24 protein-coding genes and 1 riboswitch are annotated in these 26,256 nt (G+C 41.3%); of the genes, 9 read left to right on the top strand and 15 right to left on the bottom strand.

The window, feature by feature from the left end; genetic code table 11:
• Positions 1-24: 24 nt before the first annotated feature.
• Both AC1MBV_RS01060 and AC1MBV_RS01055 read right to left on the bottom strand, forming a co-directional pair.
• Entirely contained in the window at positions 25-1,950 is a 1,926-nt protein-coding gene (locus tag AC1MBV_RS01060) for an oxidoreductase (RefSeq protein WP_480947365.1), read from the bottom strand.
• Positions 1,951-2,002: 52 nt separating this feature from the next.
• Positions 2,003-2,863 carry a sugar phosphate isomerase/epimerase family protein gene (locus AC1MBV_RS01055; protein ID WP_480947364.1) on the bottom strand — a complete coding sequence of 287 codons (861 nt, stop codon included), beginning with the start codon at positions 2,861-2,863 and terminating at the stop codon, positions 2,003-2,005.
• Between the two features lie 219 nt (positions 2,864-3,082).
• On the opposite strand from AC1MBV_RS01055, the gene AC1MBV_RS01050 reads away from it, so the two are divergent.
• Positions 3,083-3,985, top strand: a complete 903-nt coding sequence (locus tag AC1MBV_RS01050; RefSeq protein ID WP_480947363.1) for a LysR family transcriptional regulator — start codon at positions 3,083-3,085, stop codon at positions 3,983-3,985.
• Between the two features lie 468 nt (positions 3,986-4,453).
• Positions 4,454-4,837, top strand: coding sequence for a DUF975 family protein (locus tag AC1MBV_RS01045; RefSeq protein ID WP_480947362.1), 384 nt, complete (start codon positions 4,454-4,456; stop codon positions 4,835-4,837).
• 39 nt (positions 4,838-4,876) lie between these two features.
• On the opposite strand, the gene AC1MBV_RS01040 is transcribed toward AC1MBV_RS01045, so the two are convergent.
• Entirely contained in the window at positions 4,877-5,725 is an 849-nt protein-coding gene (locus AC1MBV_RS01040; RefSeq protein ID WP_480947361.1) for a VOC family protein, read from the bottom strand.
• Between the two features lie 228 nt (positions 5,726-5,953).
• Here AC1MBV_RS01040 and pepF point away from each other — a divergent pair, with 228 nt between their 5' ends.
• Entirely contained in the window at positions 5,954-7,756 is a 1,803-nt protein-coding gene (gene pepF / locus AC1MBV_RS01035) for an oligoendopeptidase F (protein ID WP_480947359.1), read from the top strand.
• Between the two features lie 82 nt (positions 7,757-7,838).
• Here pepF and AC1MBV_RS01030 read toward each other — a convergent pair whose 3' ends face one another.
• Entirely contained in the window at positions 7,839-9,575 is a 1,737-nt protein-coding gene (locus tag AC1MBV_RS01030) for a methyl-accepting chemotaxis protein (protein ID WP_255746563.1), read from the bottom strand.
• 223 nt (positions 9,576-9,798) lie between these two features.
• On the opposite strand from AC1MBV_RS01030, the gene spoIIP reads away from it, so the two are divergent.
• Both spoIIP and mbcS read left to right on the top strand, forming a co-directional pair.
• Positions 9,799-10,887, top strand: coding sequence for a stage II sporulation protein P (gene spoIIP / locus AC1MBV_RS01025; RefSeq protein ID WP_255746565.1), 1,089 nt, complete (start codon positions 9,799-9,801; stop codon positions 10,885-10,887).
• A 99-nt stretch (positions 10,888-10,986) separates the two neighbouring features.
• The gene (gene mbcS, locus AC1MBV_RS01020; protein ID WP_255746567.1) at positions 10,987-12,579 is read left to right on the top strand and encodes an acyl-CoA synthetase MbcS; all 1,593 of its coding nucleotides are present in this window, start codon (positions 10,987-10,989) and stop codon (positions 12,577-12,579) included.
• Positions 12,580-12,638: 59 nt separating this feature from the next.
• Here mbcS and AC1MBV_RS01015 read toward each other — a convergent pair whose 3' ends face one another.
• The 4 genes from AC1MBV_RS01015 to AC1MBV_RS01000 are packed head-to-tail and all read right to left on the bottom strand — an operon-like array spanning position 12,639 to position 16,272.
• Complete coding sequence (locus AC1MBV_RS01015) at positions 12,639-13,409, bottom strand: SDR family NAD(P)-dependent oxidoreductase (RefSeq protein ID WP_480947358.1); 771 nt, start codon at positions 13,407-13,409, stop codon at positions 12,639-12,641.
• Between the two features lie 44 nt (positions 13,410-13,453).
• Positions 13,454-14,254 carry an energy-coupling factor transporter transmembrane component T family protein gene (locus AC1MBV_RS01010; protein WP_480947357.1) on the bottom strand — a complete coding sequence of 267 codons (801 nt, stop codon included), beginning with the start codon at positions 14,252-14,254 and terminating at the stop codon, positions 13,454-13,456.
• Complete coding sequence (locus AC1MBV_RS01005; protein ID WP_480947356.1) at positions 14,214-15,689, bottom strand: ABC transporter ATP-binding protein; 1,476 nt, start codon at positions 15,687-15,689, stop codon at positions 14,214-14,216. Before AC1MBV_RS01005 ends, AC1MBV_RS01010 begins: the two co-directional genes overlap by 41 nt.
• Positions 15,676-16,272 (bottom strand): ECF transporter S component, encoded by a 597-nt coding sequence (locus AC1MBV_RS01000; RefSeq protein WP_255746574.1) that lies wholly within the window; start codon positions 16,270-16,272, stop codon positions 15,676-15,678. The genes AC1MBV_RS01005 and AC1MBV_RS01000 overlap by 14 nt, the downstream gene beginning before the upstream one ends.
• Positions 16,273-16,379: 107 nt before the next feature.
• A riboswitch (TPP riboswitch) is annotated at positions 16,380-16,475 on the bottom strand.
• Positions 16,476-16,652: 177 nt separating this feature from the next.
• Here AC1MBV_RS01000 and AC1MBV_RS00995 point away from each other — a divergent pair.
• Together AC1MBV_RS00995 and AC1MBV_RS00990 are read left to right on the top strand one after the other, a co-directional pair.
• Entirely contained in the window at positions 16,653-17,195 is a 543-nt protein-coding gene (locus AC1MBV_RS00995; RefSeq protein ID WP_480947355.1) for a hypothetical protein, read from the top strand.
• A gap of 94 nt (positions 17,196-17,289) precedes the next feature.
• The gene (locus AC1MBV_RS00990; RefSeq protein ID WP_480947354.1) at positions 17,290-17,493 is read left to right on the top strand and encodes a hypothetical protein; all 204 of its coding nucleotides are present in this window, start codon (positions 17,290-17,292) and stop codon (positions 17,491-17,493) included.
• Here AC1MBV_RS00990 and AC1MBV_RS00985 read toward each other — a convergent pair.
• Together AC1MBV_RS00985 and AC1MBV_RS00980 are read right to left on the bottom strand one after the other, a co-directional pair.
• Complete coding sequence (locus AC1MBV_RS00985; RefSeq protein WP_480947353.1) at positions 17,490-17,876, bottom strand: YppE family protein; 387 nt, start codon at positions 17,874-17,876, stop codon at positions 17,490-17,492. The genes AC1MBV_RS00990 and AC1MBV_RS00985 overlap by 4 nt on opposite strands.
• 100 nt (positions 17,877-17,976) lie before the next feature.
• A complete protein-coding gene (locus AC1MBV_RS00980) occupies positions 17,977-18,306 on the bottom strand; it encodes a hypothetical protein (RefSeq protein ID WP_480947352.1) in 330 nt (109 codons plus the stop codon).
• Positions 18,307-18,552: 246 nt separating this feature from the next.
• Here AC1MBV_RS00980 and recU point away from each other — a divergent pair, with 246 nt between their 5' ends.
• Together recU and AC1MBV_RS00970 are read left to right on the top strand one after the other, a co-directional pair.
• Complete coding sequence (recU, locus tag AC1MBV_RS00975; protein WP_255746585.1) at positions 18,553-19,155, top strand: Holliday junction resolvase RecU; 603 nt, start codon at positions 18,553-18,555, stop codon at positions 19,153-19,155.
• Positions 19,156-19,237: 82 nt separating this feature from the next.
• On the top strand, positions 19,238-21,577 hold the full coding sequence (locus AC1MBV_RS00970) for a transglycosylase domain-containing protein (protein ID WP_480947351.1): 2,340 nt from the start codon (positions 19,238-19,240) through the stop codon (positions 21,575-21,577).
• A 77-nt stretch (positions 21,578-21,654) separates the two neighbouring features.
• Here AC1MBV_RS00970 and AC1MBV_RS00965 read toward each other — a convergent pair whose 3' ends face one another.
• From AC1MBV_RS00965 to AC1MBV_RS00945, 5 genes are all read right to left on the bottom strand, one after another.
• A complete protein-coding gene (locus AC1MBV_RS00965; protein WP_480947350.1) occupies positions 21,655-22,188 on the bottom strand; it encodes a YpoC family protein in 534 nt (177 codons plus the stop codon).
• The gene (gene nth / locus AC1MBV_RS00960; RefSeq protein ID WP_480947349.1) at positions 22,163-22,843 is read right to left on the bottom strand and encodes an endonuclease III; all 681 of its coding nucleotides are present in this window, start codon (positions 22,841-22,843) and stop codon (positions 22,163-22,165) included. The genes AC1MBV_RS00965 and nth overlap by 26 nt, the downstream gene beginning before the upstream one ends.
• Positions 22,844-22,853: 10 nt before the next feature.
• Entirely contained in the window at positions 22,854-23,552 is a 699-nt protein-coding gene (locus AC1MBV_RS00955) for a DnaD domain-containing protein (protein WP_255746590.1), read from the bottom strand.
• 160 nt (positions 23,553-23,712) lie between these two features.
• Complete coding sequence (gene asnS, locus AC1MBV_RS00950; RefSeq protein WP_255746593.1) at positions 23,713-25,005, bottom strand: asparagine--tRNA ligase; 1,293 nt, start codon at positions 25,003-25,005, stop codon at positions 23,713-23,715.
• Positions 25,006-25,038: 33 nt separating this feature from the next.
• Complete coding sequence (locus AC1MBV_RS00945; RefSeq protein WP_255746594.1) at positions 25,039-26,223, bottom strand: pyridoxal phosphate-dependent aminotransferase; 1,185 nt, start codon at positions 26,221-26,223, stop codon at positions 25,039-25,041.
• Positions 26,224-26,256 lie beyond the last annotated feature (33 nt).

Genomic DNA, 26,256 nt, shown 5'->3' with positions numbered 1-26,256 from the left:
TATTTTTTATAAATTTTATTTGATTTAAATGTTGTAAACAGCTTCCTTGGCTTCGCGTGTTGCGTCGATGGCTCGGCGTGCTCGAATTGCATCGCCAATCACATAGGTATCGTTTACAATTTTTTTAATTTCTTCACCAAATGGGTTGTACGCACGTGCCCCCATTGCCAGGACTACTGAATCAAATCCTTCAACACGATGTTCCTTTCCCTCGGGATCTTCGTAAACGGTTCCGCCTTTAAAAAACGATTTCACTTTTGCATTGGTAATTGTTTTAATATTGTAATCAGAAAAATCGCGCATCAAAAATTTTCTGTGCTCCGATATCACATCGGCACCGACTTCTTTTCGAAGTTCAATAACTGTAACATCAAGCTGCTGTTCGCCAAGCAGTGCCGCAGTTTCACTGCCAACCATGCCACCACCGATCACCAGCGTATTCTTTCCACAAGTTACTTTGCCGTCAAGCACATCGATCGCATCAATTAAGCCTGATGTTTTTATGCCTGGAATTGGAAGGATTAATGGCTTTGCTCCAGATGCGAGTATGACAGCATCTGGTTTCATTTCTTTAACAAAGTTAGGTGTTACTTCTCGATTTAGTACAATTTTCACACCATATTTATGACATTTATAAATGTAGCTGCGTACCATATTGGTGATATCGCCTTTTCCTGGTGGATACGCGGCAAGACGCATTTGACCGCCTAATGTGTCGCTAGCTTCGTAAAGTGTTACCTTATGTCCGCGTTTTGCTGAGAGCCAAGCAGCATAGAGTCCACCGACTCCGCCCCCAATCACCATGACCTCTTTGCTTTTTGGGAGAGGAAGTTTTTCATCTGCTTCTTTACCTAGGAAAGGATTAACGAGACAGGTAATTGGTTTACCTTGATACATGTTCTGCACGCAGCCCTGCAAGCAAGCGATGCATGGATTTAATTCCTCCAGTCGATCCTCTTTTGCCTTTTTTGGTGTTTCTGGATCAGCAAGGCTTTGCCGACCAAAAGCAACGAGATCACAACGTCCTTCTTCAATCATAATTTCCGCAAAGTAGGGTTCTGTGAAACGTCCGACCATAATAATCGGCACTCGGACAGCTTTTTTAATTTCTGTTACCAGTTCAGCGTTAAATCCAGCATGAATGACTGTTGGTGCCCACATGTATTCATCACGAATATGCACACTTCGAGAAACATGGAGTGCATCAACTCCACATTGTTCCAAATATTTAGCAACAGTAGCGCTGTCATGAACATCCAGGCCACCACTTACACCGTCCGTGCAATTTATTCTGCAAAGAATAGCCAAAGATTTTCCACACTTTTTTCGTATGTTCTCGATGATGAGTCTTGGCAGGCGCATTCTATTTTCAAAATTACCGCCAAATTCATCCAGTCGCTTATTTGTTCGAGGAGAAATAAAGCTGTTCACAAGATAGCCATGTGCACAATGCACTTCAACTGCATCGGCACCTGCTTTCTGTGCACGAAGCGCAGAGTCACCATAACATTCGATAAGGTCATAAATTTCTTCTTTTGTAATAGCTACTGGAGCTTCATGGCCATAAGTTGGTGGTACTGCCGAAGCTGCTTTTAATGGAACCCCGGTCACTTTAGTGCTTCCTTCAGCTCCGGCATGCTGGAGCTGAATTGATATTTTTGCTCCTTCTTTATGGCACGCATCAATGACCTTGCGAAAACTCTCAATCGTGCTGTCATCATAAAGGCAGGGTTTACTAAATCCGCCTTTTGCTGTTTTCTCTACGACCGTTGCTTCAAAAGTTATCAGGCCAAATCCCCCGGATGCACGCTTTTGGTAATAGCTTAGTGATCGCTCGCTCATGCACCCATCTGCATTAGCATAATTATTCCCCATTGGAGGAACAACAAAGCGATTTGGTACTTTCATCGGTCCAATTTGTATTGGTTGAAACATTGCTTTAAATTTCACTAGTTGTCAATCCCTTCTGTGAAATATTTAACAAACTTAGGCAGTTAAATAGTTAATTTAGTAGTTCTGGCCATGCTTCTTTAAGAACATTGATCGCTGTATCACCTGTATACTTTGCAGCTTCATAGACTCCCTTTGCATAGAGTTCATCAGAAATTACCTCCACGCCGACAACCTTAGGCTGTATACCGTGATTTTTAACCATTTTCACAAAATCGATCGTATTTCCCCAACCTGTACCTGGTGCAAGCCGATCGTGCATCGATTCATCTCTCAAAATCGGATCCGGGTATCGTCTCTCCAATACATCGTCAATTTGGAAGGAAATGATTTTGTCTGCTGGCACCAGATCCAAATCTTCAGGTTTTTGATTAGAACGTACCCAGTGCCAAGTATCCAGCATCAATTTGCCATTATCGCGTCCCGCTTTTTTGACAATATTCCAGGCTGACTGCAAATTAGGAACACCGCTATAAGGCATGAACTCCAAAGCAATGTCGAGTTCTTTTGCTCGTATGCACAGTTCTTTAAACGCCTGCACAAGCTCGTCTTCTGGCTTCGTTTCCATCAACCCGCAATTTATATGTTTAACACCGAATAGACGAGCCATATGATACAAGGTCTGTTCTTTAAATTGCTGAAGCAAAGTGTCTGTTGTTTCAATTGTTTTATTTGAGTCTGCCCACATCGTGATGTATTCGACTTCGGTGACTTTCATATCATTTTCTTCAAGGATACGCAGCATATCTTCATCTGAATAGCCCTGCTTGATTGCCAAAATATACGTTTCTGCTCGAATGCCGATTCCCTCGAATCCTCCTGCTTTTGCTGCCTTTACCCTTGTGTCGAAATCAACATCTGTACCTAAGGTAAATGAACTTACAGTTAACGGTGCTTTTTTAGTCAATTGCATAATGTGACCTCCTAATATTGTTATATATTTCACATACTAATGAATAAAAAAGATTTATTATCAATGAGAAAACGTTTAATATAAAGCGCTTTCTTCTCTTCTACATTCATATCGTACATCGGCGAATATATAAAAACAAATTGATTTTAAGCGACTAATCTATAAATTATGTGCATAATTTCACAAATTTAGATTCCCTATGCGAAGGAGTTGTTAATAATGAATCTTCAACATTTACGATATTTTGTTATTTTGGCTAAGCTTGAACACTATACAAAAGCGAGCGAAGAACTAAATATTACACAACCAAGTCTCAGTCATGCTATTTCTGTGATTGAAGATGAACTAAATGTTAAGCTTTTTGAAAAAGTTGGTCGCAATATTGCATTAACAAAGAGTGGAAAACTATTTCTCGATTCTGTAGAGGATTCGTTGCAACGGTTAGATATGGGGATCAACCTTCTAAAGAAAATCGGTGATGGTGAGGGTAAGATAGCACTTGCTTTTTTGCAAATACTTGGAACGCAATTCATTCCAAAATTGACACGGACATTCTTACAAAAGCATCCTCAAAAACAAATTACTTTTCAATTTTATTCTGGTGTTACAACTCAAATCATTAAAGGTCTAAAAGATCAAACATATGATCTTGCTTTTTGTTCGTATAAAGACGAACCAACGATCGATTTTTTTCCGGTTGCACAGCAGGAAATGGTGCTTATTGTTCCAGAAGGACATGATTTGGCAAAAAAAGATCACATTGATTTAAGGGAATCTCTTCCCTATCCTCAGATCATTTTTTCTAAATCAAGTGGTTTGCGGGCAGTTGTTGATGCTCTTTTTGAGAAGATCCATGGTGCGTATAAGATTGCTTATGAGGTTGAAATAGATAGTGTGATTGCCGGGCTTGTCGCCAGACATTTCGGCATAGCGGTTGTTCCAGACATGCCGATACTTAATTCTTTGCCGGTAAAAAAGCTGCAAATTATTAACCCAGAGTTGGAACGCCTGGTCTATCTTGCTGTCCCTAATAATCGCTATCTCCCGCCTGTTGTTAATGACTTTAAACGTTTCACGCTTGACATGACGAAAAATGACATCAAAAACTCAATCAATCTTTGATCAATTAATCAATTAATTAAAAAGTTCTGTTTGGCAATCAGCAAAATTGGGCAAGATTTAAAATCATTTTTTTCGAGCATATGGTAAACTAAATGATAGTAAATTTTAATGCGGTACCCCATTAAATGTGGATTTCTAGAATTAAAGAAGACGCGCGGACAGCATTGCAAGATCATTCCATTTCAAGCGGACTGTTTATCCTGCTCTATTTCTTAATTGCTGGGCTCCCGCCGACAATCATCGATATCATCTCTCCGGCGGCTTTGAGAACTGGACAAATCAATTGCATTCTCCACCACTGTCCTATCTAATTCAACTGCTTTATTACATTTTGAGCATTCCGATGCAAGTTGCTGTTTATTGGTATTTCATGAATCTGATTCGAGAACAGAATTTAAAGATCTCACATTTATTTAAGATTTATCAGCATGGAAAAAAGCTGTTAAATTAATTTGGACGAATGTACTCATGACCATTTTAATCATATTATGGCTTTTCATATTTATTATCCCCGGAATCATAAAGGCATTCTCCTACTCTCAAGTCTACTTTGTCCTAAAAGATCACCCTGACTATTCACCCAGTAACGCCATCAAAGAAAGTAAGCATTTAATGCAGGGCTTTAAAAGGAAGCTTTTACTTCTCAATCTAAGTTTTATCGGTTGGTGGTTTTTGATGATCATACCTACGATTGCCGGAATAATTGCAGCAGGAATCATTGGCTTTATGATCAATGACATCATCGCTTACTTGCTGCTTGCTATAGGGATCCTCGGCAGCGCCTGGATGTATCTTTGGCTGCTACCTTACTACTATGCTTCCTTGGTCACGTTTTCTGAACTAAGCAAATAAAGAAAAAACCGTCTGTATTCAGACGGTTTTGTGTTTTAGTTATACAGCGAGTTCAAATTTAATTCCTGATGGATCTCTAGTGAATATTCGATCGCCAATCTTATCAATTGAAATACCTAGTTTCGTAATCTGTTCAATGACTTTTGCACGTACCTGATCTCCTGGAAAGACGAGTCGATAATAATTCAGACCGACATGTGCGCCTTCCTGAACCGGGACGCCTCTGCTGTTCCAGACATTTAATCCTAGATGGTGATGGTAGCCGCCGGTTGATACGAAATCGGCATAGGGTTCGTAGGCAGCAACAAGGTTAAAACCGAGTCCACCGAGATAAAATTTTTCTGTTTCTTTTAAATTGGCGACCTGCAGGTGAAGATGCCCCAAAATTGTCCCCCTGGAGAGTCCGTTCCAAGGCTCTCCATCTAATTCATCAAGCAAATGTTCATCCATAGCTTCGGTTGGCATGAACACGCGTCCGTTCTCCCACTTCCATTCTTCAGAGGGACGGTCATGGTAAATTTCAATACCGTTGCCATCCGGATCCTCCAGATAAAGGGCTTCACTGACTGCATGATCAGCACCTCCAACGAGTGGATACTCTTCCCTCATTAAGTGTGCTGTTACTGCTGCTAAATCCTTTCGAGTTGGTACAAGCAAAGCAAAGTGGTAAAGGCCTGCACTTCGTCTGATTTGTGGAAGTAAATCATCTGGCTGTTCCACAGTTATAATTGGATCAGATCCATTCGCTGAAAATGTGACGGTGTCTTTTGTCTCTTTTAATACGCTTAACCCAAGTATGCCGGAATAAAAATCCTTTGAACGATCCGTATTCCGTACATACAAATTAACTTGATCCACATACGTATTTGGTGCCTTGTGAAAATTCATACAAACCCCTCCGATTTGTTTTCATTCTTTTTATATAAAGAATCAATTAATTACTTTATGTAAGTTAGTATAATTTAATTAGTATCATAAGTCCATTAATCTTTCTCTATTCTAAAGAAGATTGAAAAACTCTGTGGAAATGGTTCGTGTTTAGTGGACATACTTTATCAGTTTGCATAAACAGGCTATGATAAAATAAGAATCATTAGAATGAATTGGGGGATGGACATGGATTATCGATTATCACGAAATCAAGTACCGACTGAAGAAACTTGGAATTTAGCTGATCTTTTTCCCACGCGAAAAGCGTTCCAGAACGAATTAAACGCACTGCTTGAGAAAACTGATGAATTGGTAAGCCTGAAAGGCAAACTCGCTTTGGATGGAATCACACTCCTCCACTCTCTTGAAAACTATTTTGACTTCTCCGCACGATTGTGGCGACTCTCTGCTTATGTCAGTCTGAAGCAGTCTGCTGACAGCACCGATCCTGAAAATCAAGCAGACGCGGCGCGCGTCGATGCAGTAAGTGCACAAATTGAAACGGCTTTGTCTTTCTTTGAGGATGAATTAATGGATTTGGATGAGAAACGATTAAACTGTTTGATACGAGAAGAGTCTGATCTGAAAGAATATGAACCTTATTTTCAAAAATTGTTTATTCGAAAATCGTACCGTCTGCACTCTGAAGCGGAAAAGACAATCAAAGCATTATCCGAGGTACTGGAATCACCTTACACCATCTACACACGAAGCAAGCTCGCGGACATGCAGTTTCGTTCGGTGACGGATAGTAAAGGTGTGTCGTTGCCAATGTCTTTTACTCTTTATGAAAACAGATATGCTTCAACACGTGATCCTGTATTAAGAAGAAATGCCTATGAATCCTTTACGCATTCATTAGATGCCTACAAAAATACATTTGCCGCTGTCTATGCCGCCGAAGTAGCAAAGACAGTTGCCATCGCAAAACTGCGCGGCTATTCTTCAGCAACTGACTATTTGCTTCAGCGTCAATCAGTCAGTGAAAAGATGTACAACAATCAATTGGATATTATTTATAAAGAGCTCGCACCACATATGCGGAGGTATGCAGAACTAAAAAAACAGTCCCTTGGATTGAAGCAAATGAAGTATGCCGATCTTCTTGCGCCAATCGACCAATCGAATCCGCAGACAACTTTTGAAGAAAGCAAGCAGGCAATTCTTGAAGCATTAAAAATCATGGGATCCGAATATCATGACATCATAAAAGAAGGGTTTAACAATCGATGGGTCGACTATGGTGATAATATCGGCAAATCAACAGGAGGATTCTGTGCGTCGCCATATGGCATCCATTCTTATATTTTAATGACTTGGACCGGAGATATACGCAACATCTTGACACTTGCGCATGAATTTGGTCATGCCGGTCATTTTATGCTGGCACAAAAGTATCAAAAACTGGCCAATTACCGTCCATCACTCTTTTTTATTGAAGCACCGTCTACAATGAACGAGTTGATTCTTGCACAATATCTAAAGAAGAATGCAGAATCAAAACAAATGAAACGCTCGGTGACTGAACGCCTGCTGAGTACTTACTACCACAACTTTGTAACACACTTACTGGAAGGTGTATATCAACGCAAAGTATTCCGTCTTGCCGAAAACGGTGAAGCACTCACCGCTTCAAAATTAACTGAATTGTTCAACGAAACACTGCAAGGGTTTTGGGGGAATTCTGTTGAACTTGACGAACGGGACGGATTAACTTGGATGCGCCAGCCTCACTACTATTCAGGTTTATACTCGTATACGTATTCTGCGGGACTGACTGTCGCCACTGCAGTCGCCGGCCAAATCGAAAATGAAGGAAAGCCCGCAGTTGATCGTTGGCTATCGGTGCTCAAGGAAGGTGGACGTCTCACACCGCAGCAACTAATTGAGAAAGCGCATGTGGATATTCTAAATCCTGATACAATCCGCCAAGCCGTTGCCTATGTCGGATCATTAATCGACGATCTTCAAACAGCACCTGTTAAATAAAATTCTTATAGTCAAAAAGAGCGAATCCATTCGGTTCCGCTCTTTTTGACTATTTTTTTTAGTTGAGGACATTAACCTTGCCTCAAATTTTAAAGCGTTTCATCAATTGATCAAAATGGTCCGCTGTTTCTGCTAACTTATTGGACTCGCTTGCTACAGCACGCATTGTTTTCTCAATCCGGTTCATTGATTGATTAACATTGGCAACTCGTGCGGATGATTCTTGTGAAACAGCGGCAACCGCATCAATTGATTGTTTCATTTGATAGCCAATTTGATTTACTTCATTGAGTCTAATTGTTAACTTATCCATACTATCCCCTATATTCTGTGCCTCCGAATTAATAGACATCAGAGCTTTTCCGGTACTTGTGATCTGTTCTACTCCTGATCGTGCCTGTTCCCCACTGATGACCAGTGACTGTTCAACGGCCTCTGAACCATTATGAATACCTTGCAACATATTGCCCATACCTTTTGCAGACTCCGTCGTCTGGATCGAGAGTTTCCGGATTGAATCGGCGATGACTGTAAATCCCTTTCCGTATTCACCTGCCCGTGCTGATTCAATCGTTGCATTCAGGGCCAGCAGATTGGTTTGACCAGCAATCTGTTCAATCATTTCAACTAAGTGATTTAAGTCTTTAAGCTGAATTTTAAAATGAACCATTTCATCCCTTGCCTTAAGGACACTTGACTCAATTTGTTTCATTTGTTCTTGAGATCGATTAATAAGCTTTGTTCCTTCTTCAGTCAACTTAGAGGCATTAAGTGCTTTATTCAAAACCATTGACAGCGTGCCGACTTCTTGATCGAGTTTATTTATGAATTCTTCGGTGAATTGAGCAATATTACTCGTATTCGTTGCTTGACTTTCCAATCCTGCCGAAATTTCATTCGTTGCGTCTGCCATCTCTCTGCTTTCCTCAGACACCGATTTCGTCGAAATAATCAATGTCTTGCCGCTGTTTTTTGTATTGAGCGCTGCTTCACTAATTGTTTGAATCATATCAAGTAAGTTGTGTTTCATCTTTTCAATAGAGTCTGCGATTAGACCAAGTTCATCTTTATGGTTATGTATGTTTGCTTCCTGATTCTCTCGTAAATCGCCTGAGGCTATTTTATTCGTTGATGCAATGACGCGTGTAAATGATGCTTTTGTTTGTCTGCTGATCCACCAAGTAACTGCTAAACTAAGAATTATAGTAAAAAGTACACTAATTACAAGAAAAATCATTGATCCGATCACTTGTTTTCGGATATTTTCCATTGCGACTTCTTCTTCTGTCAGCACAGATTCACGCAATTTATTGACATTACTGATAATCTGACTCTGAATCTTGGTTTGTTCTTTGTGAACCTGTGCCGTTTTTTGCTGATCGTTCATTAGGACTGCCGGAACAAATTCACTTTGAAATAAATTAAAGGTACGCGCATCCGCACTCATAATTTGTGAGAACCAGTGCTTCTGTTCATCAGTGTTCATGTACGGCTCAAGCTTTTTTTCCGCCTTTGTAAGTTTCATCTGATCCTGAGAATAGAGTTTTACCGCTGCATCACCCGGGTTCAGTACATAATCAACAACTCTGGCATCTTTCGCGCGAAACAGTGAACCAATTTCCGTAATTTGTGCTGCTCGCTCACTTGCTCTTTGGGCATCCTCTGCCTTTTGCATGGTTTGATAAAGCTGAAACCCAGACACTACCGCTGAACTAAGCATGAGTATCAATACAATCCATAAACCGATTGAAAATTTCATGCCGATGGTCAGTTGAAACCGAAACCATGTCAGTTTATTTATTTTAAAGAAGTTCTTCAAATCAATCCCTCCACCTTCGCATCTTTCTCTCTACTATATTAGTATTTATGGAATTGCCCTTTGGAAAAAGCCTTTTATTGTAAATTTAATGTAAAAATCAATTTACAAACACTCTATAAAGCACTATTTACATAAAAAAAGAAAAAATACGTCTATCTTTTCCCCCATCTTTCATAGATTAATAGAGCAGCTTGGATGAAATAGAAGATGGGGAGGGACACCATTGAAAAAACTCAATCAGCCCAATATGATGCATCAATCAATCGCTACTAACTACGTTTACCATTATTTTTTTGTCCTGATCCTGATTTACAGTCTTGCCGTTATTGTCGGCTTAAGTCAAATCAAGATTAGTTTTATAGAAGACGCGATGCAAAAGGCAGACTGGCCGGCGCAAGTTTTACTCACAGAAACATTTGGAAGTGAAAATATAGTCTATAATCATGCAATTAAGGAACAAGATCGTCCAAAAACGGTCTATCATCTCTTATTTGAGGCAATGACCGAACTTCATTTTGACGATAATCGCAGTCTTTTTGGTTCAGAGCTTCCAGGATTCACTATTTATAACACACGTATTTTCGTGGCTGGAAAAGGCTTGAATTATACGAATCTGCCTAAAGATAATCCGCCTCCACCGGAAATTAATATTAAGACACCTTCGTCGAAGGAATCCGAGCCAGATAACACAAATAAGTCAAATGAAAAACTCAAAAAGACCGTGTTGATCTACCACACTCATCCATGGGAATCATATAATCCGATTAACAACGGACAAGTAACGACAACGAATCCGGATAAAAGTGTTGCGCTTGACGGTAACGAAATAGAAAAGATTTTGAATCAAAATGGCATTGGCTCCGTGCATCTGATCAAACAAGGATGGGGTTATAATGTGGCTTATCAAAGCTCCAGAGCGATGGTTCAGAAAGCCTTGAAGAAAACACCGAGCCTTAACTACTTGATCGACATTCACCGTGATTCTTCGGGCCGCAATTTAACAACGATGAAAATAAAAGATACATCCTATGCACGAATAAGTATCATTATCGGCGAAGCAAATCCAAACTACTCGGCTAATCTTTATTTGGCGAAAAAAATTAAGAATGAACTGGACAAGAATTATCCGGATCTGGTCAGGGGCATTGTCGGAAAAACAAAATTAACCGGAAATGGCGTTTACAATCAGGATCTGTCCAAGAACGCAATTCTTGTGGAAATCGGCGGTGTTGATAATAATTTGCAGGAAATCACACGCAGTTCAAAAGCTTTCGGCGAAGCACTTGCTCAAATTATAAAAAAGAATCAATGAAAATAGTTGTAATATTTAGCACCTGGTATTAATATTAAGGTATAAAATTGATCTTGAGTTCTCTCAAGAGATAAAATTCAGAGAGTTGAGTGATCGCATATGGAATTGACAGATCTTATTGCACCGCAGAAATATAATTTAATCAGTGAGATTGACCGGTTTGATTCCGACCGAATTGCGCTGCTTTGGGAAAGCGAAACCGGCGAAAAACGATCAGTCACCTATCATGAACTGATTCAAAAAGGCAAACGTTTTGCAAATGCACTGAACAAATTAGGGATTAAAAAAGGCGACAAAGTCATGACTATTGTGCCGAGAATTATTGATGCCTATGTCATTTATTTAGGTGCTCTTAGAGCTGGAATTGCTGTCATCCCTGGTTCCGAAATGTTGCGCTCCGGGGATATTAGCTTCCGGATTAATCAAGGCGAGGCAAAGGCGATCATTACGTATAAAGACTTCACAGAGCAAGTAGATAATATTCAGGAAACAATGCCTTCTCTGAAGTATAAAATTTCTGTTGCCGGTGAAACAGACGGATGGCTCTCAATGGACAGTCTGATGGACGAAGTACCTGATTCATATGTAACGGTTGATACGGATAAAGATGATATGGCATTTCTTACCTATACCTCTGGGACATCAGGCACACCAAAAGGTGTTGTTCATACACATGCGTGGGCTTATGCACATCTAAGAATTGCGCCGAAGCGCTGGCTCAACATCAAGGATGGCGATACCGTATGGGCAACTGCAGGCCCAGGATGGCAAAAATGGATTTGGACACCTTTTCTTTCGATACTTGGAAAAGGTGTCACTGGTTTGGTCTATTTCGGCCGCTTCCATCCGGAAAAGCAACTGAAGCTGCTTCAGGATTATAAAGTCAATGTGCTTTGCTGCACGCCTACCGAGTATCGTCTAATGTCAAAAGTGGATCATTTGGCTGACTATGATCTATCGCAGCTTCATACAGCATGCTCTGCAGGCGAGGCATTGAATCGAGGAGTTATTGATATCTTCAAGGAAACCTTTGATATTCAGCTGAAAGACGGCTATGGTCAAACAGAGAGCACGTTACTTATTGGTACTCTAGTAGGCAAAGAAGTGCGAATCGGATCTATGGGTCAGCCGATTCTCGAAGAATTTATTACTATTATTGATGAAGAAGGTAATCAAGTGCCAGCAGGCGTTGTCGGCAACATCGCGGTTCGCCGTGACTTCCCTGCCCTCTTTAAAACCTACTATCAACAGCCTGACCGCTATCAAGCAGCAGTCATTGGAGACTATTTTCTGACTGGGGATCGAGCATCACGTGATAAAGATAATTACTTCTGGTTCCAAGGCAGGCGGGATGATGTAATCATCAGCTCCGGATATACGATTGGACCTGCCGAGGTTGAAGATGCTTTATTAAAACACGAATCTGTTAAAGACTGTGCGGTTGTCGCAAGCCCAGATACGATTCGAGGCAACATTGTTAAAGCCTTTGTTGTTTTGAAAGACGGTTACGCTGAAGATCAGACATTGATTCCACAGCTGCAAAAGTTCGTGAAAAAGCTGACTGCGCCATACAAATATCCAAGAGCAATCGAATTTGTATCCGAATTGCCTAAGACTGTTTCTGGTAAAATCATGCGCTCGACCCTTCGTGATCTTGAAGTACGTCGTGCAGCTGAAAAACAAAATAATTAACCCTACAGATAGTAAAACCCCCGAAAGGTCAGAGATTCCTGATCCTTTCGGGGGTTTTCTTATTTAGTTTTTTTCGATCCGGTGACCATTCGTACGGTTTTTGCTCCCCAGGCTCTCGGAAGCAGCTTTGCAGCAAGTGCACCGGCATAATTAAGGCGACCGGTGATGATCACTCGTTTCCCTTTCATCAGTGCTCGATAGGCGGCTGATGCGACATCAGAGACATTCATCGTGCGACTGAACATTTTGATGTTCTCAGCATGGGCTACCGCTCCGAACTGTGTATGCGTCGGACCCGGGCAAAGCGCAGTAACTGTAACTCCGCTTCCGTTCAGTTCTTCAGAGAGCGCTTCAGAAAATGACAGAACATAGGCCTTACTCGCAAAGTAAACGGCCATAAACGGACCTGGCTGATAAGCAGCAGTACTTGCCACGTTCATGATTTTACCTGATCTACTTCGAAGATCAGGCAGAAAATAGGACGTCAGTTCAGTCAGTGCTGTGCAATTCAATTGAATCATGTTGCTTTGTTGTTCAATCGGCAACGATTGAAAAGCACCGACGAGACCAAAACCAGCATTGTTGATGAGCAGATCAACGACTAAACCGGCCCGTTTTACCTCATCGTACACCTCTTTTGCAGCACCTTGTTTACTTAAATCTTTCGTGATTACTTTAACTGAAAGATCGGGCCAGGCTGCTTTCATTGCATCCAGCTTCTCTTTGCTTCGCGCGATAAGAATTAAATCATAATGGTCAGCTGCTAACCGTTCGGCCAAGGCGTATCCAATTCCACTCGACGCACCGGTCACTAAGGCAGTTTTATTCATTAGCACCTCACTCCAATCTAACCTTTATGATGCGCTTTGATTCCCTATTGATCAAGCACATTCGTATACGGAGTAAGCGGAAAATAAGATGAAAAAACAAATCCCAAAGCAACGGTAAGTAACAGGATGATAACAAAATAAACATCATTTCTGCTCCATCCGATTTCATAAAAATACGTTCGCTTCTCTGTCATTGAAAATCGTTTAGCTTCCATGGCAATAGCAGTCCGCTGAGCACGGCGAATGGATTGAGCAAGCATTGTGATCGTATAACGGGTCATTCGCTCACAAAATGCCTTGACCCCTTTTTGACGCGTCATACCTCGAACACGCATCGCCTGACGAATATGCATGAATTCTTCTGCCATAATCGGAATCATTCGAAATGCAGCTAAGCATCCGTAGGCATAGCGTACAGGGACTTTCAATTGCTGCATTAGTGAGTAGAAAAAAGGAACCAGAAGTGTTGTTGTTGCGAAAATCATTCCAATTAAACTGAACGTGAACGTTCTGAGACCAAGCAGTACCCCTCGAGCCAAGCTTTCCTGTGTGATCAGAATAAGTGATTGATGATAGATAATGTGGCTTCCTTTGCCAAATAAAATCATTGCCGACGCACTGAAAAGCGAAACAATTAATGTAATCAGTACAAACCAAAACGACCATTTTCCTGAAAGCCCACTGACAAAATAATAGAGAATTAAAAAGAACAGGGATGCCCAAATCATCGTATTTAAATTTTGAACAAACAGATACACAATGAACAGCGAAGAAATGAGAATAAACTTCAGACTGGGATTGATTTTAAAAAATAACGTGTTCGTGTTCGTCAAAACCGTATCCAAAACGTTTCTCCTCCTTGCTGCTTTCATTTAGCGTATCTTTAACCAGCCTTCCTTGGTCAATAGTGAGCGTACGTGTCGCAAAACGGCTGACAATCTCCATTTCATGGGTCACCATGATGATCGTTGTCCCCTCCTGCCTCAATTGTTGAAACAGGTCCAGTAGTGCAAATGTATTTCGCGCGTCTTGACCAAACGTCGGTTCGTCCAAAATCAGAACGTCCGGATGATTAATCATCGCGGAGGCGACACTGAGCCTTCGTTTTTGACCGATAGAAAGTTGAAACGGATGCTGCAACCGCTGTTCTTTAAGTGCATAGCGTTCCAGAGACTGATCCACTCTTCGCGCGATTTCATCCTCATTCATTTTTTTAATACGGAGACTAAAAGCGAGCTCATCCTCGACACTATCCGTAACAAACTGATACTCAGGATTTTGAAAAACAAACTGTACATGATCTTCGGGATGCGGAAATGTCCAACTCAGTTTTCCTTTAGTATGCAGAAGTCCCATTATTCCTTCAATCATGGTACTCTTGCCTGCGCCGTTTTCACCAATGATTGCGATCCATTCGCCTCGATGGATCATGAGCTCTTCAATAAAGAGTTTCACACGCTTCTGATGCAGAACCTCAAAATGATTCAACTCAAGAATAAGCTCTCCAAATGTGTCGTCACTCTTGTCGAGTTGTTTCTCTTCATATCCCTTCCAAACGCCTGGATGCCAAATACCGAAATCATCGAGCTTTTCACGATAGCGTGCCAAAGTTGTTACTTTCGGACCATCCGCAAAAATTTCACCTTTGTGATTGAACAAGACAACACGATCAATAAAATCAAGTACATGATCGATTTTATGCTCGACTATAATTAATGTGCGGTCGTTTCCAATACGCCGAACCGTTTGCCAAAGCTGCACCGTACCCCTCGGATCGAGCAGAGCAGTAGGCTCATCTAGAAAGAGTACATCAGGTTCAAGTGCCAGCACACTGGCAATTGCTAGACGCTGTTTCATACCGCCCGAAAGCGTTCGAATCAATTGATGGCTGTTCTCTAATTTAAGATCGACCATATCCAAATAGTGATGGATTAATTGAGACATCCGGTTACGTGAAATGCTTCGATTTTCAAGTACAAATGCAATTTCTTCATCGACATAAGGCATGCAAAATTGCGTATCCGGATCTTGAAAGATAAATCCCCAATTATCCGGTACTGCATGCCGGTCAGCACGCATGGGCAATTCAACACTGTCAGGAACAAGACCAGAAAGCACCTGCAAGAGTGTTGATTTTCCGCAACCGGAAGGACCAAGCAATAGAATCTTTTCACCTTTTTGATAATCCAAGGAAAGGTCTTTAAAAAGCATCGATTTCTTTTTCGGAAATGCGAGACGAAGATTTGTGACGCCCCAGCTTTCCCGATCATTTAAGGACATTGTAATCTTCCTTGGTCACCGGCCGAAGCGATTGAGTAACACCAGTTTTTTCCAGACCTTTCACCAATGCGTATGGAAATAATCCGGAAAAAAGTACGGATCCAATGACACGAAATACCAAGTACAGAATTAAGTTCCATCCTGCAAGAAGTGGAAGATAGGCATAACCTGCATCCAAGATGATTGACGCGATCAGCGCTGCAAATGCGGATAAAGAAGCGATGCCAAGCGAGAATTTCTTATAACGCCAAGCAGCAAAAACCGCTTCTGAAAATGCACCTTGGAGTAAACCATAATAAAGATTGATGACACCTCCGCTCCCGGCAAAAAGCATTTCAGCAAGTGCTGCTGCTGTTTCAGCAAGAAATGCAACACCAGGCTTGCGAATGAGCAGCGCTGCAAATGGCGCGGCGATAAACCAAATACCGTAAAGCAGTGCGTCTAAGTGCAAACCGAATGGTTTTACCAAGTCATAAACCGGTCCCAGCAGTCGAAAAACCAAACCGAAAACTAATGCGATAACAATGGTTACAAGAATGTCAGATAAATTAAGCCTTAAATTAGTGTTTTTTCCCTTACTCATGGTACGTTTCCCCCTCATTAATCATTTTTTTGGTTCATCCATTCCCTAAAGAAAAGGTCGATGAAAACGCAAAAAACCGCTTTCATCGATAGTGAAAGCGGATCTAAATTCATCATGAACCACTTTCCTACGCTGGTATTACCCAGATCAGGTCCAAGGGTCAGGACGAATCCCTCTCAGCAAAAGCACCCCTAGTGGACGAACTATTCAATTATTTAATTTGCAAATTAACAATACTACATCCTTAAGTATTCATCAAGAAATAAGGCTGCTGATTTCATTTGGATAGTCAAAAGCATTATCCCGAAATGAATAGAATTCGATTTACCTTGTCAAGCTAAGAAAAAAGTAAAAGTATTGGAGTTCTGCACATGCTTCGGATGACACATCAACATTTAACAACTCTGATTATTGTTCTGCTGCTCTTTTTTCTTCACCCAGTGGCAACCCATGCCGCCAATATCAACCAGCTCATAAAAGCTGAACCTTTTACGAGTAGCACATTAATGAAGCAGGAATCAGATCTGATTATTTTCACGCATCTGGATCAAAACGTGAGAAAATGGGACACCGGTCGTCGATTGTCTTCTGGTGCACGCTTTATCAATGCAGAACAAACACTCCAAATCCATGATGTATTAAAAGGTCAGGCACCTTCACCAGCTTTGCTGCTGACCACTGGCATTGATCCCCTGCCTGGCCCGCACGATCCGATCAATGAGCAATATACAGGAGCGCTTGCAGACGGAGATTACGTTTTATTTCTCAAACGTTTTCACAATTCACAGCGTTTCATTTTGAGCGGTGGTTTCTGTGCTGTTTATCCGATTGTCTCCGGGAAAATCATCGCACTGGATGAAGGATTTAAACAATTCTCCGGAATGACAGTTTCTGAATTAGAGCAATGGCTTTCATCCCATTAATTCAACTATTTTTTGCCGATCTCCGATTCAAGGAATAATTTGACCGGACAAGCCATATAGTCTATCAAAAGCAATTGATTAGGGGGAACCGGCAGTGGAAAAAACAAGCACAGCATCATTCCTAAAAAAGCAAACACAATTCTCAGATCGGATGCAACAACTTTCTAAGAAAGTCGATCAGTTTTCTGCTGAAGAATGTCTTGATTGGATTACAAAGGTCATGTACCGTGCCATTTTATTTTTAGGCATCCCCTATTTTCTCTACGTTCTTGTTTCATTTATTCGGATGGCAAGTTAATGCTCCGATCGTTCCTGATCCAACTGATCCAATATATTGGTGAGCACATAGTCAATTGATTTAATCGTTTCATAAAATCTTCTTCTTCTCGTGTCCTTTTGAAAAGCAGTGACACAAATAATAGAGAGATTATCATAGGTATCCTTAATCTGGATTGGAAACACATACCTTGGCTTGGCAGTTCTCACCCATGTATCGGCTAGCGGCCGCCAAGCATCAAGCACGTGCTGCATTATATCTGCAAATGGTTTTACTTCACCATAAAAATCCGGCTGATAACGCTCAGTTTGTGTTCGTTCTGAAAATTGTCGATAGGCATTTTGATTTAATACCTGTAATTGACTTGTTGTATCTATTAATTTTTTTTCTGCTCGTTCGTGCAAAGTTCACTCACTCCATTAATTCATTTCTACCACCAGTGTACCATGATTGAACGGAGATGCTCTCGCCACTGCTCATGATGCATGTTGTGGCAGAAAGGTATTAACCCAGCAATCGTTTTGTTTGCGGTTGCCACGGCTTGCTGCTTTCTTTAGCTGACGGCTTCTTCTCCGTCGATGTCCCAAATAGAACATTTTCCAGTTGGAGCGAGTAATAGATACCTGTGCCTCTGGCAGCCTTAGTTAATAATTGATCGACTTTGCGTATTTTCTTCTCAGATTTTGCGAGTTTTTCTCTGCAAAAATCGAGATGTCCACCAATGATCGCTTCATTTTTGCGGATGATCTTGTTTTCAATCTGATCGAGCTGCATCGTTAAATAATCAACTGTAAAGTCCATTTTCTTAATTGAAATTCCCTTCTGTTCGTCCATAAGGATTCCTTCTCTCAATGAGTGTCATGAGAAGGATTTCCCTGTGTCATTCAGATTCCCTGCATGATCGACAAAACTAGAACCAATCCTGCAAAACTAGTGAAATAGTGCGTTTTGTTGTGCAGACTCGCGTAAAAAACGAGAAAACTAACCTCTTTCATGCGGACTTTGGTATACTGTTCTAAGAACTTAACTGTCATAAACCAGCTAATCTACGAAAATACCAGAAGGGAGCGTTTCCAGCTCATGACCGTCTTTTATCCGAATGGACAACCTTATAGAGGCCAAGAACGATCATTTGATAAAAAGACGGATTCCGAAGTCGCTTATGGACATCGCGGCATGACTTTGGAAGAAGATCTGAATGTTACGAACCGCTATTATATCGAGACCGACCAGGCAGTGATTTACAAAAAACCAACGCCGATTCAAATTGTTCATGTGGACTATCCAAAACGAAGCGCTGCGAAGATTACCGAAGCCTATTTTCGCCGAGCATCGACCACTGACTACAATGGTATATATAGAGGAAAATACATAGATTTTGAAGCTAAGGAAACCACACACGCCCACTACATTCCTTTAAAGAATTTTCATGCCCATCAAGTTGAGCATATGAAACGAATTAAGCGCCATGGAGGAATCGGTTTTATTATCGTTAAATTTACGCAGAGTTCAGAGACATTCCTGCTCGATGCCGATTTTCTGGCAGCCTATTGGGATGCCTCCTTAATCGGCGGCAGAAAGTCAATTCCAAAACTGTTATTTCAGGATCATGGTCACCTGATTCCCCAAAACTATCTTCCTCGAATTGATTACCTTCGGGTCGTGAAAAAGGTATATTTTTGAGCTGGTCATAATCTATGGGAACAATCGAATACTATGAAACGTAAACCATGGGACAGGTTTTTTTGGAAAGGTAGGATCAATCATGGTTGAATACCATACACGAATGGAAAAACGGCGTGCAGCCGAACAAGAGAAACAAAAAAGCAATAACAAAGCTCCGAAGAATAAAAAGAAAAGCGGCGGTAAAAAGCACTGGGTAAAACGGATTTTTATCATCCTTCTTCTCACATTTTTATTTTTAATTCTTGCTGGAATAATCTTTGTTCTCGCAGTTATTAAAGATGCGCCAAAGTTAAATGAAAATGCACTGCATAATTCAATATCGTCTGTTATGTATGATCAAAATGGGAAAAAGGCGACTACTGTCGACTCGGGGCAGCATAAAACATATGCGAGTATTGATTCAATTCCTTTGACGGTGCAAGACGCTTATATTTCTACAGAAGACGTACGTTTTTACAAGCATATTGGAATTGATCCGATCCGAATCTTTGGTGCCGGCATCGCTCAGTTTACGAAAGGATATAAATCAGAAGGCGCCAGCACGATCACACAGCAGGTGGTTCGCAATGCGATGCTGACTCAAAACAAGACCTTTACGCGTAAGATTCAGGAAATGTATCTTGCCATTCAACTGGAGAAAAAATATACAAAAAAACAAATACTGGAAATGTATTTAAATCAGATTTATTTAGGAAGCGGCCCTACTTATGGCGTTGCCGCAGCCTCCGAACGCTATTTTGGCAAGAACATTAAAAATGTGACACTGGAACAGGCTGCAATGCTGGCTGCAATGACCCGAAATCCCGGTTATTACGATCCGATTAAACATCCGGAACAAGCTAAAGAACGACGCGATTTAGTTTTAGATTTGATGGTTCAAAATAAAGCAATTACAGCAGATGAAGCAGCGAAAGCTAAGGCTGTGAGCATGAAGCAAATGACCAAAGGCCACCGCACTGTTCCAGTGAGCAACAGAAAATACGGTGCATTTCTTGATTATGTGCGTCATGAACTCGTTGATGTTAAGAAAGTGATCACTGAGCAAGAATTCAACTCCGGCGGCCTGAAAATCTACACAACGCTGGATCCTGAAATTCAAACTCAGACACAAGATGTACTGAATAACAAACAAAACTATCCAAATGTACAGAACAATTTCAATGCCAGTGTTTCAGTAATTGATACGCAAACTGGCGCAATTCGCGCACTTGGCGGCGGAAGAAATTATAAATATTTATATACAAACTGGTCCTATAAAGGAAAAAGAAATATTGGATCAACAGCGAAACCGATCATGGATTACGGCCCTGCTATTGAGTATTTAAAGTGGCCGACTGACTATGAGGTCAATGACTCAAAGGATATTAAATATAGTTGGGGCAAGGAAATTAACGATTGGGACGGAAAAACACTTGGGAAAATGACCATTCGCAAAGCGCTGTATCTGTCTCGAAATATTCCGGCTCTGCAAACCTTTCAGGAAGTGGATCAAGCTCTTGGAGGTACAAAAAGTATCCGTACATTTGCTGAAAAGCTTGGATTTACCAACAGTGTACTTAAAGATTTGGGTGAAAGCTACTCAATTGGCGGCGGATCTTTCACTTCTAATCCGTTACAAATGTCTGCTGCTTATGCAGCATATGGAAATAACGGTATTTACAATCAGCCTTATGCGGTTCGAAAAATTGTCAAACCTGACGGTGAAGTCATTCAACTTGATCATAAGCGCCATGTTGCGATGCATGATTACACAGCATATATGATTTCCGACATGCTCAAAGATACGATGACAAAAGGCACCGGTATCAGTGCCAATATTCCCGGAGCAAACCTTGCTGGTAAAACAGGGACAACAAATATTCCGAGCGACTATGCTGATCAGTTTAAAATCAATGGTAATGGACGATCAAGAGGTGCTTTGGATTCCTGGTTTGTCGGCTATAATACACGATTGACTACGGCCGTATGGACAGGTTATAACGCGGACAAAACCAAAATAGGCGACAAAAACTACGGATCATATTTAGGACCGAATGAACAGGGCTATGCCAAGAGTATCTTTAAGGCGATTATGACTCAATACATGGTTGGTGCTCCGGACTTCACTAGACCGAATTCGGTTACCAATCTTAGTAATGGAGAACTGGCTGTTAAGAATTCGACAATTACGAATCACTATAATAAAGCGGAAAGTAAACCAGAAGATGCCAGCAGCCCTGATTCATCAAGCAGTAGTGAAAGCAGTTCATCCGTACTTCCTGAGAGCAGCAGTTCAAGTGTACCGCCTGAAAGCAGCAGTGAAAGCAGTTCATCATCGATGCCTGAATCATCAGCACCTCCGGAATCGTCTTCTGAACAGCCTGCTTCATCAGCTCCGGAAAGTTCTGCAGTAAGCACAGCACCAAGCACAACACCGTAAAAAAAGGATCCATCGAAAAAATCGATGGGTCCTTTTTTTAACTTTTTTTAATTGACTTATCAAAATTTTAATCTTAATCACGATTGATTTGATTCATGCCGTCTTAAATAAGAAGAACGCTTCTTTGTAAATTCCTGTTCCAATTCATCGAGTTGGACAAACGAAAGATATCGATCCGGTTGACTAAGCAGATAGCTAAGTCTCTCCTCAATGTTTAATGGCGCGAAAGGCAGCAACTGAATGCCCAGAAACAACTGCTGACTGTTCAATGTATTAACTGAATGTCCAGTTGACCAGAACAATTGGTCAATAAAGGCAGAGATAGATAGCAGCATGGGATCTTTTGCCTTTTTCTGCTCTCGAATATGAAACAGCTCTCGAATAGATTCTCTTTGCTTCATCCAATACTCATGAAAGTAATTTTCTTCTTTATTCCATGGCCAAACTGGAAGAATTTGCGGATTTGCATAATAACAAAGATCATACAGGAACGGTATTTGAAACGTAACCTCTTCTTCTATAAAAGCGGACTCAATCAGCTGCTGATTCTTATAAAAAGGTGATACACGAAAAGGCTCCGGGATTTCAAGTTTCTGTAGTGATTTTTCCAAAGTCTCCCTCTCCTCTTTTCATCCTTTTCCTTCCTTCACGGCATACATCTAATAATGGACATTCAGGACAATTAGGATGCTGTGCTTTGCAGTGGTATCTGCCAAAAAAAATAAGCCGATGATGCGTTTCCGACCATTTTTCTCGAGGCAAGCGGCGCGTTAACGTTTTTTCTACTTCAAGAACACTGTCCTTCCAGCGACAAATACCAAGCCGTTTCGACACTCTCTCAACATGCGTATCGACGGCGAGTGCCGGCTCGCCAAAAGCGACCGACACAATCACATTTGCAGTCTTTCTTCCGATACCGGGCAGTTTTATGAGTTCATCACGAGTCCTCGGCAAAACACCACCGTAATCTTCAATGAGCATTTGGCACATTTGTCGGAGATGCTTTGCTTTATTTCGGTAGAGACCAATTGAACGAATATCGTGTTGAAGTTCTTCAACTGAAACAGCGAGATAATCTTCAGGCTCATGGTATTTTTGAAACAGTGATGGGGTTACACGATTGACCAGTGCATCAGTGCACTGTGCGGACAGCATGACCGCAATGGCAAGTTCAAAAGAATTGCTGTGATTCAATTCACAATGCGCGTTGGGGAACATGTCCGCAATCGTCTTCATGATGAAGTCAAATTGAGTCTGATTCAGCACAGGTCCCTCCTTACTCGCGTTTTTCCAGCCAATTATAGGTTGGCATTTTCGGCACATCATTAATATTGCGTGCAGTATTCGTCGAATGCTGCTGATGACTACGTATCTTGTCGCCGTGTGCTTTTGCTTGATCAAGTGTTTTAATTCCGTTCTTTTTCCAATCAAATAAAATTCGATCGATATATCGGAAATTCAGCTTTCCCGAAACAACGGCTTCCCGCAGCGCTCCTTTAATCAACGCAGGTGAATGGCGATCTTGATCCATCCACATCGCAAGTGTCTCACACTCGATCGGCGACAATGGTCGTCCGAATTCTGATTCAAACAAAGTATACAATGTATCTTCGCTGTTCTTTGTCGGAGAATCAATTGTCTTTCCATAGGCAGACCGCAGCAGCTTCTCCCATAGTGGGTGAAGCGAATAGGCCTCTGCATACAGCTGCTGATCATTTTTTTGTACAATAGATAAGAAGCCCCCTTGGATGAGACTTCTGAGCAAATCAGCACAGGCTGTTTCATTTAACGTCATACGCCTCGACAAATCATCAAAGGTAGGGAAATCATCACCTTTAGAAATAAAAGAATGCACTTGAATCAGCATCATACATTCTTGTTCGTTTAAACCTATGTCATGATAATGTTCAATCAGCAAGGATGGTACATTAACACTCCCGGTTTCGACTAGTTTCAGCATGAATTCCATATCCATTAGCGACACCTCATGGTTCATTATAGCATGGATCAGTATTGATTGATGAATCACGTCATTGATCAATGAAATGTTTGCATTCAATGCCAAAGACAGTAAAAAAGGCCAGGAAGTGGATCTCCAAGCCTCTTAACAAATAAATAATTTATTCACCATTGAATCAAGGATAAATCCGGTTTAGTAACCTTGGGAACGGAATCGTTTCACGAATATGATCCAGTCCGCAAATCCATGCGATTGCTCGTTCAAGACCTAAACCAAAGCCAGAATGCGGCACAGAACCATATTGACGCAGTTCCAGATACCATTTGTATGATGGATCTGTCAGATGGAAATCTTCATAGCGCTTTTTCATTAACTCCAGATCATCGATACGCTGGCTTCCCCCGATAATCTCTCCATATCCTTCCGGTGCAAGCAGATCCGCACAGAGAACCACGTCATCGCGGTTCGGATCTGGCTTCATATAAAAGGCTTTAACTTTGGTTGGATATTCAGTAACGAATACGGGCACATCAAAGTGTTCGGCAATGGCTGTTTCATGAGGCGATCCGAAATCGTCGCCCCATTCAATATCTTCGAAACCCTCTTTTTTTAGAAAATCAATGGCCTCATCATAGGAAATCCTTGGAAATGGAGCTTTAATTTTTTCAAGCTTAGTCGTATCACGGCCAATTGCCTTTAATTCCGACTGGCAATTTTTTAATACTTCTTGAACAAGATAAGCGACATAGTTTTCTTGAACTTTCAAGTTTTCTTCGTGGTCACAGAACGCCATTTCCGGTTCAATCATCCAAAATTCAATGAGATGCCGTCTTGTCTTCGATTTCTCTGCTCGAAATGCAGGACCGAATGAAAATACTTTACCGAAAGCCATTGCAGCTGCTTCCATATATAACTGACCGCTTTGTGAGAGATAAGCATCACGATCAAAGTATTTAGTATGGAATAAATCCGTAGTTCCTTCAGCAGAGCTACCCGTTAAAATCGGCGGATCCACTTTAATAAACCCATGATCATGGAAAAAATCATATGTCGCTTTAATAACTTCATCGCGAATGCGTAAAATTGCATGCTGCCGACTTGAACGCAGCCATAGATGACGATGGTCCATTAAAAACTCTACGCCATGTTCCTTTGGCGTGATTGGATACTCTTGAGCAATTTGGATGGTCTCTAGGGAAGTGACTGTGAGCTCAAAACCGCTTGGTGCACGTTTGTCTTCACGTACTGTACCAGTGACATAAAGGGAACTTTCTTGAGTCAGTTCTTTTGCTTGTTCCCAGTCTTCGTCACTAACCTCATTCTTTAAGACAACGCCTTGAATAAATCCAGTTCCGTCACGAAGTTCCAGAAATTGGATTTTGCCACTGGAACGCTTATTAGCAAGCCAGGATCCAATCGTCACTTCTTTACCAATATAATTTTTCACTTCAGAAATTGTTGCTTTCATTTTCTCTCGTGACCCCCGTTCAACTCTGCACGATTACTTTGTATGTTTTTTTATAAATAGTTCAATGCGTTTAAGCGCATTTTCAAGATTCTCTAATGAAGTCGCGTAGGAAAGGCGGATGTAGTCCGGCATTCCGAAACCCGCACCGGGTACAACGGCCACCTTTTGTTCATCCAAAAGCGCCGCAGACCAATCACTAACACTTGCGAATCCGCACGCATCACTTGTTTTACGAATATTTGCAAACAAGTAGAATGCCCCCTGAGGCTTGACGCAGGATACCCCGGGAAGTGCCGCAAGCCGCGGATACACAATGTTCAAGCGTTTTTCAAATGCTTGGCGCATGGTCTCAATGCTTTCCTGCGGTCCATTATACGCAGCGATCGCAGCATATTGTGATATTGAAGTCGGATTAGACGTACTGTGGCTAGCAACATTTGTCATGGCTTTAATTAATTTTGCATCTGCTGCAGCATAGCCGATTCGCCAACCGGTCATGGAATGAGATTTAGAAACACCATTGATGATAACCGTGTTACTTTTTACCGCGTCAGACAACTGCGCGATTGAATAAAATGTATTTCCGTTATAAACAAGCTTTTCATAGATTTCATCCGAAACAATTAAAATGTCATGCTCCAGACAATAGTCTGCAATTGGTTTTAGTTCTTCTTTCGAGTAGATCATACCTGTTGGATTACTAGGCGTATTTAAAATCAAAGCTTTGGTTTTTGCTGTTGCTGCTTTATCCAAATCTTCCGCTGTAATTTTAAAATGTTTTTCTTCTGTAGTCGCAATGGCTACCGGAACCCCTCCGGCAAGTTTTACTTGTTCCGGATAACTTACCCAATAAGGAGCAGGAATAATCACTTCATCTCCTGGATTGAGCAATGCTTGGAATAGCAAGTAAAGGACATGCTTCGCACCATTTCCGACGATAATTTGTGATGGGTTGTAATCAAAGTCTTGATCACGTTTTAACTTGCCGATAATTGCTTCTTTTAGCGCAGGTAGGCCGCCCGTCGGCGTATATTTTGTATGTCCAGCCTTTGCTGCCTCCATTGCCGCATCAATAATAAATTCCGGAGTATTAAAATCAGGTTGTCCTGCCCCCAGGCCAATCACATCATACCCTTGAGCCTTAAGTTCCCCTGCCTTTGCTGTGATGGCTAAGGTGCTTGATGGGGTAATCGTTTCTACTCGCTTTGCAAGCTGCATCTTCGTTGTTCCTCCCTTGACTGCTCACAAATT

The organism is Sporolactobacillus sp. PKPK-6 (assembly GCF_056678885.1).
Note: the sequence above shows the minus strand (reverse complement) of the source record. Positions and strands in the feature narration are given on the sequence as shown.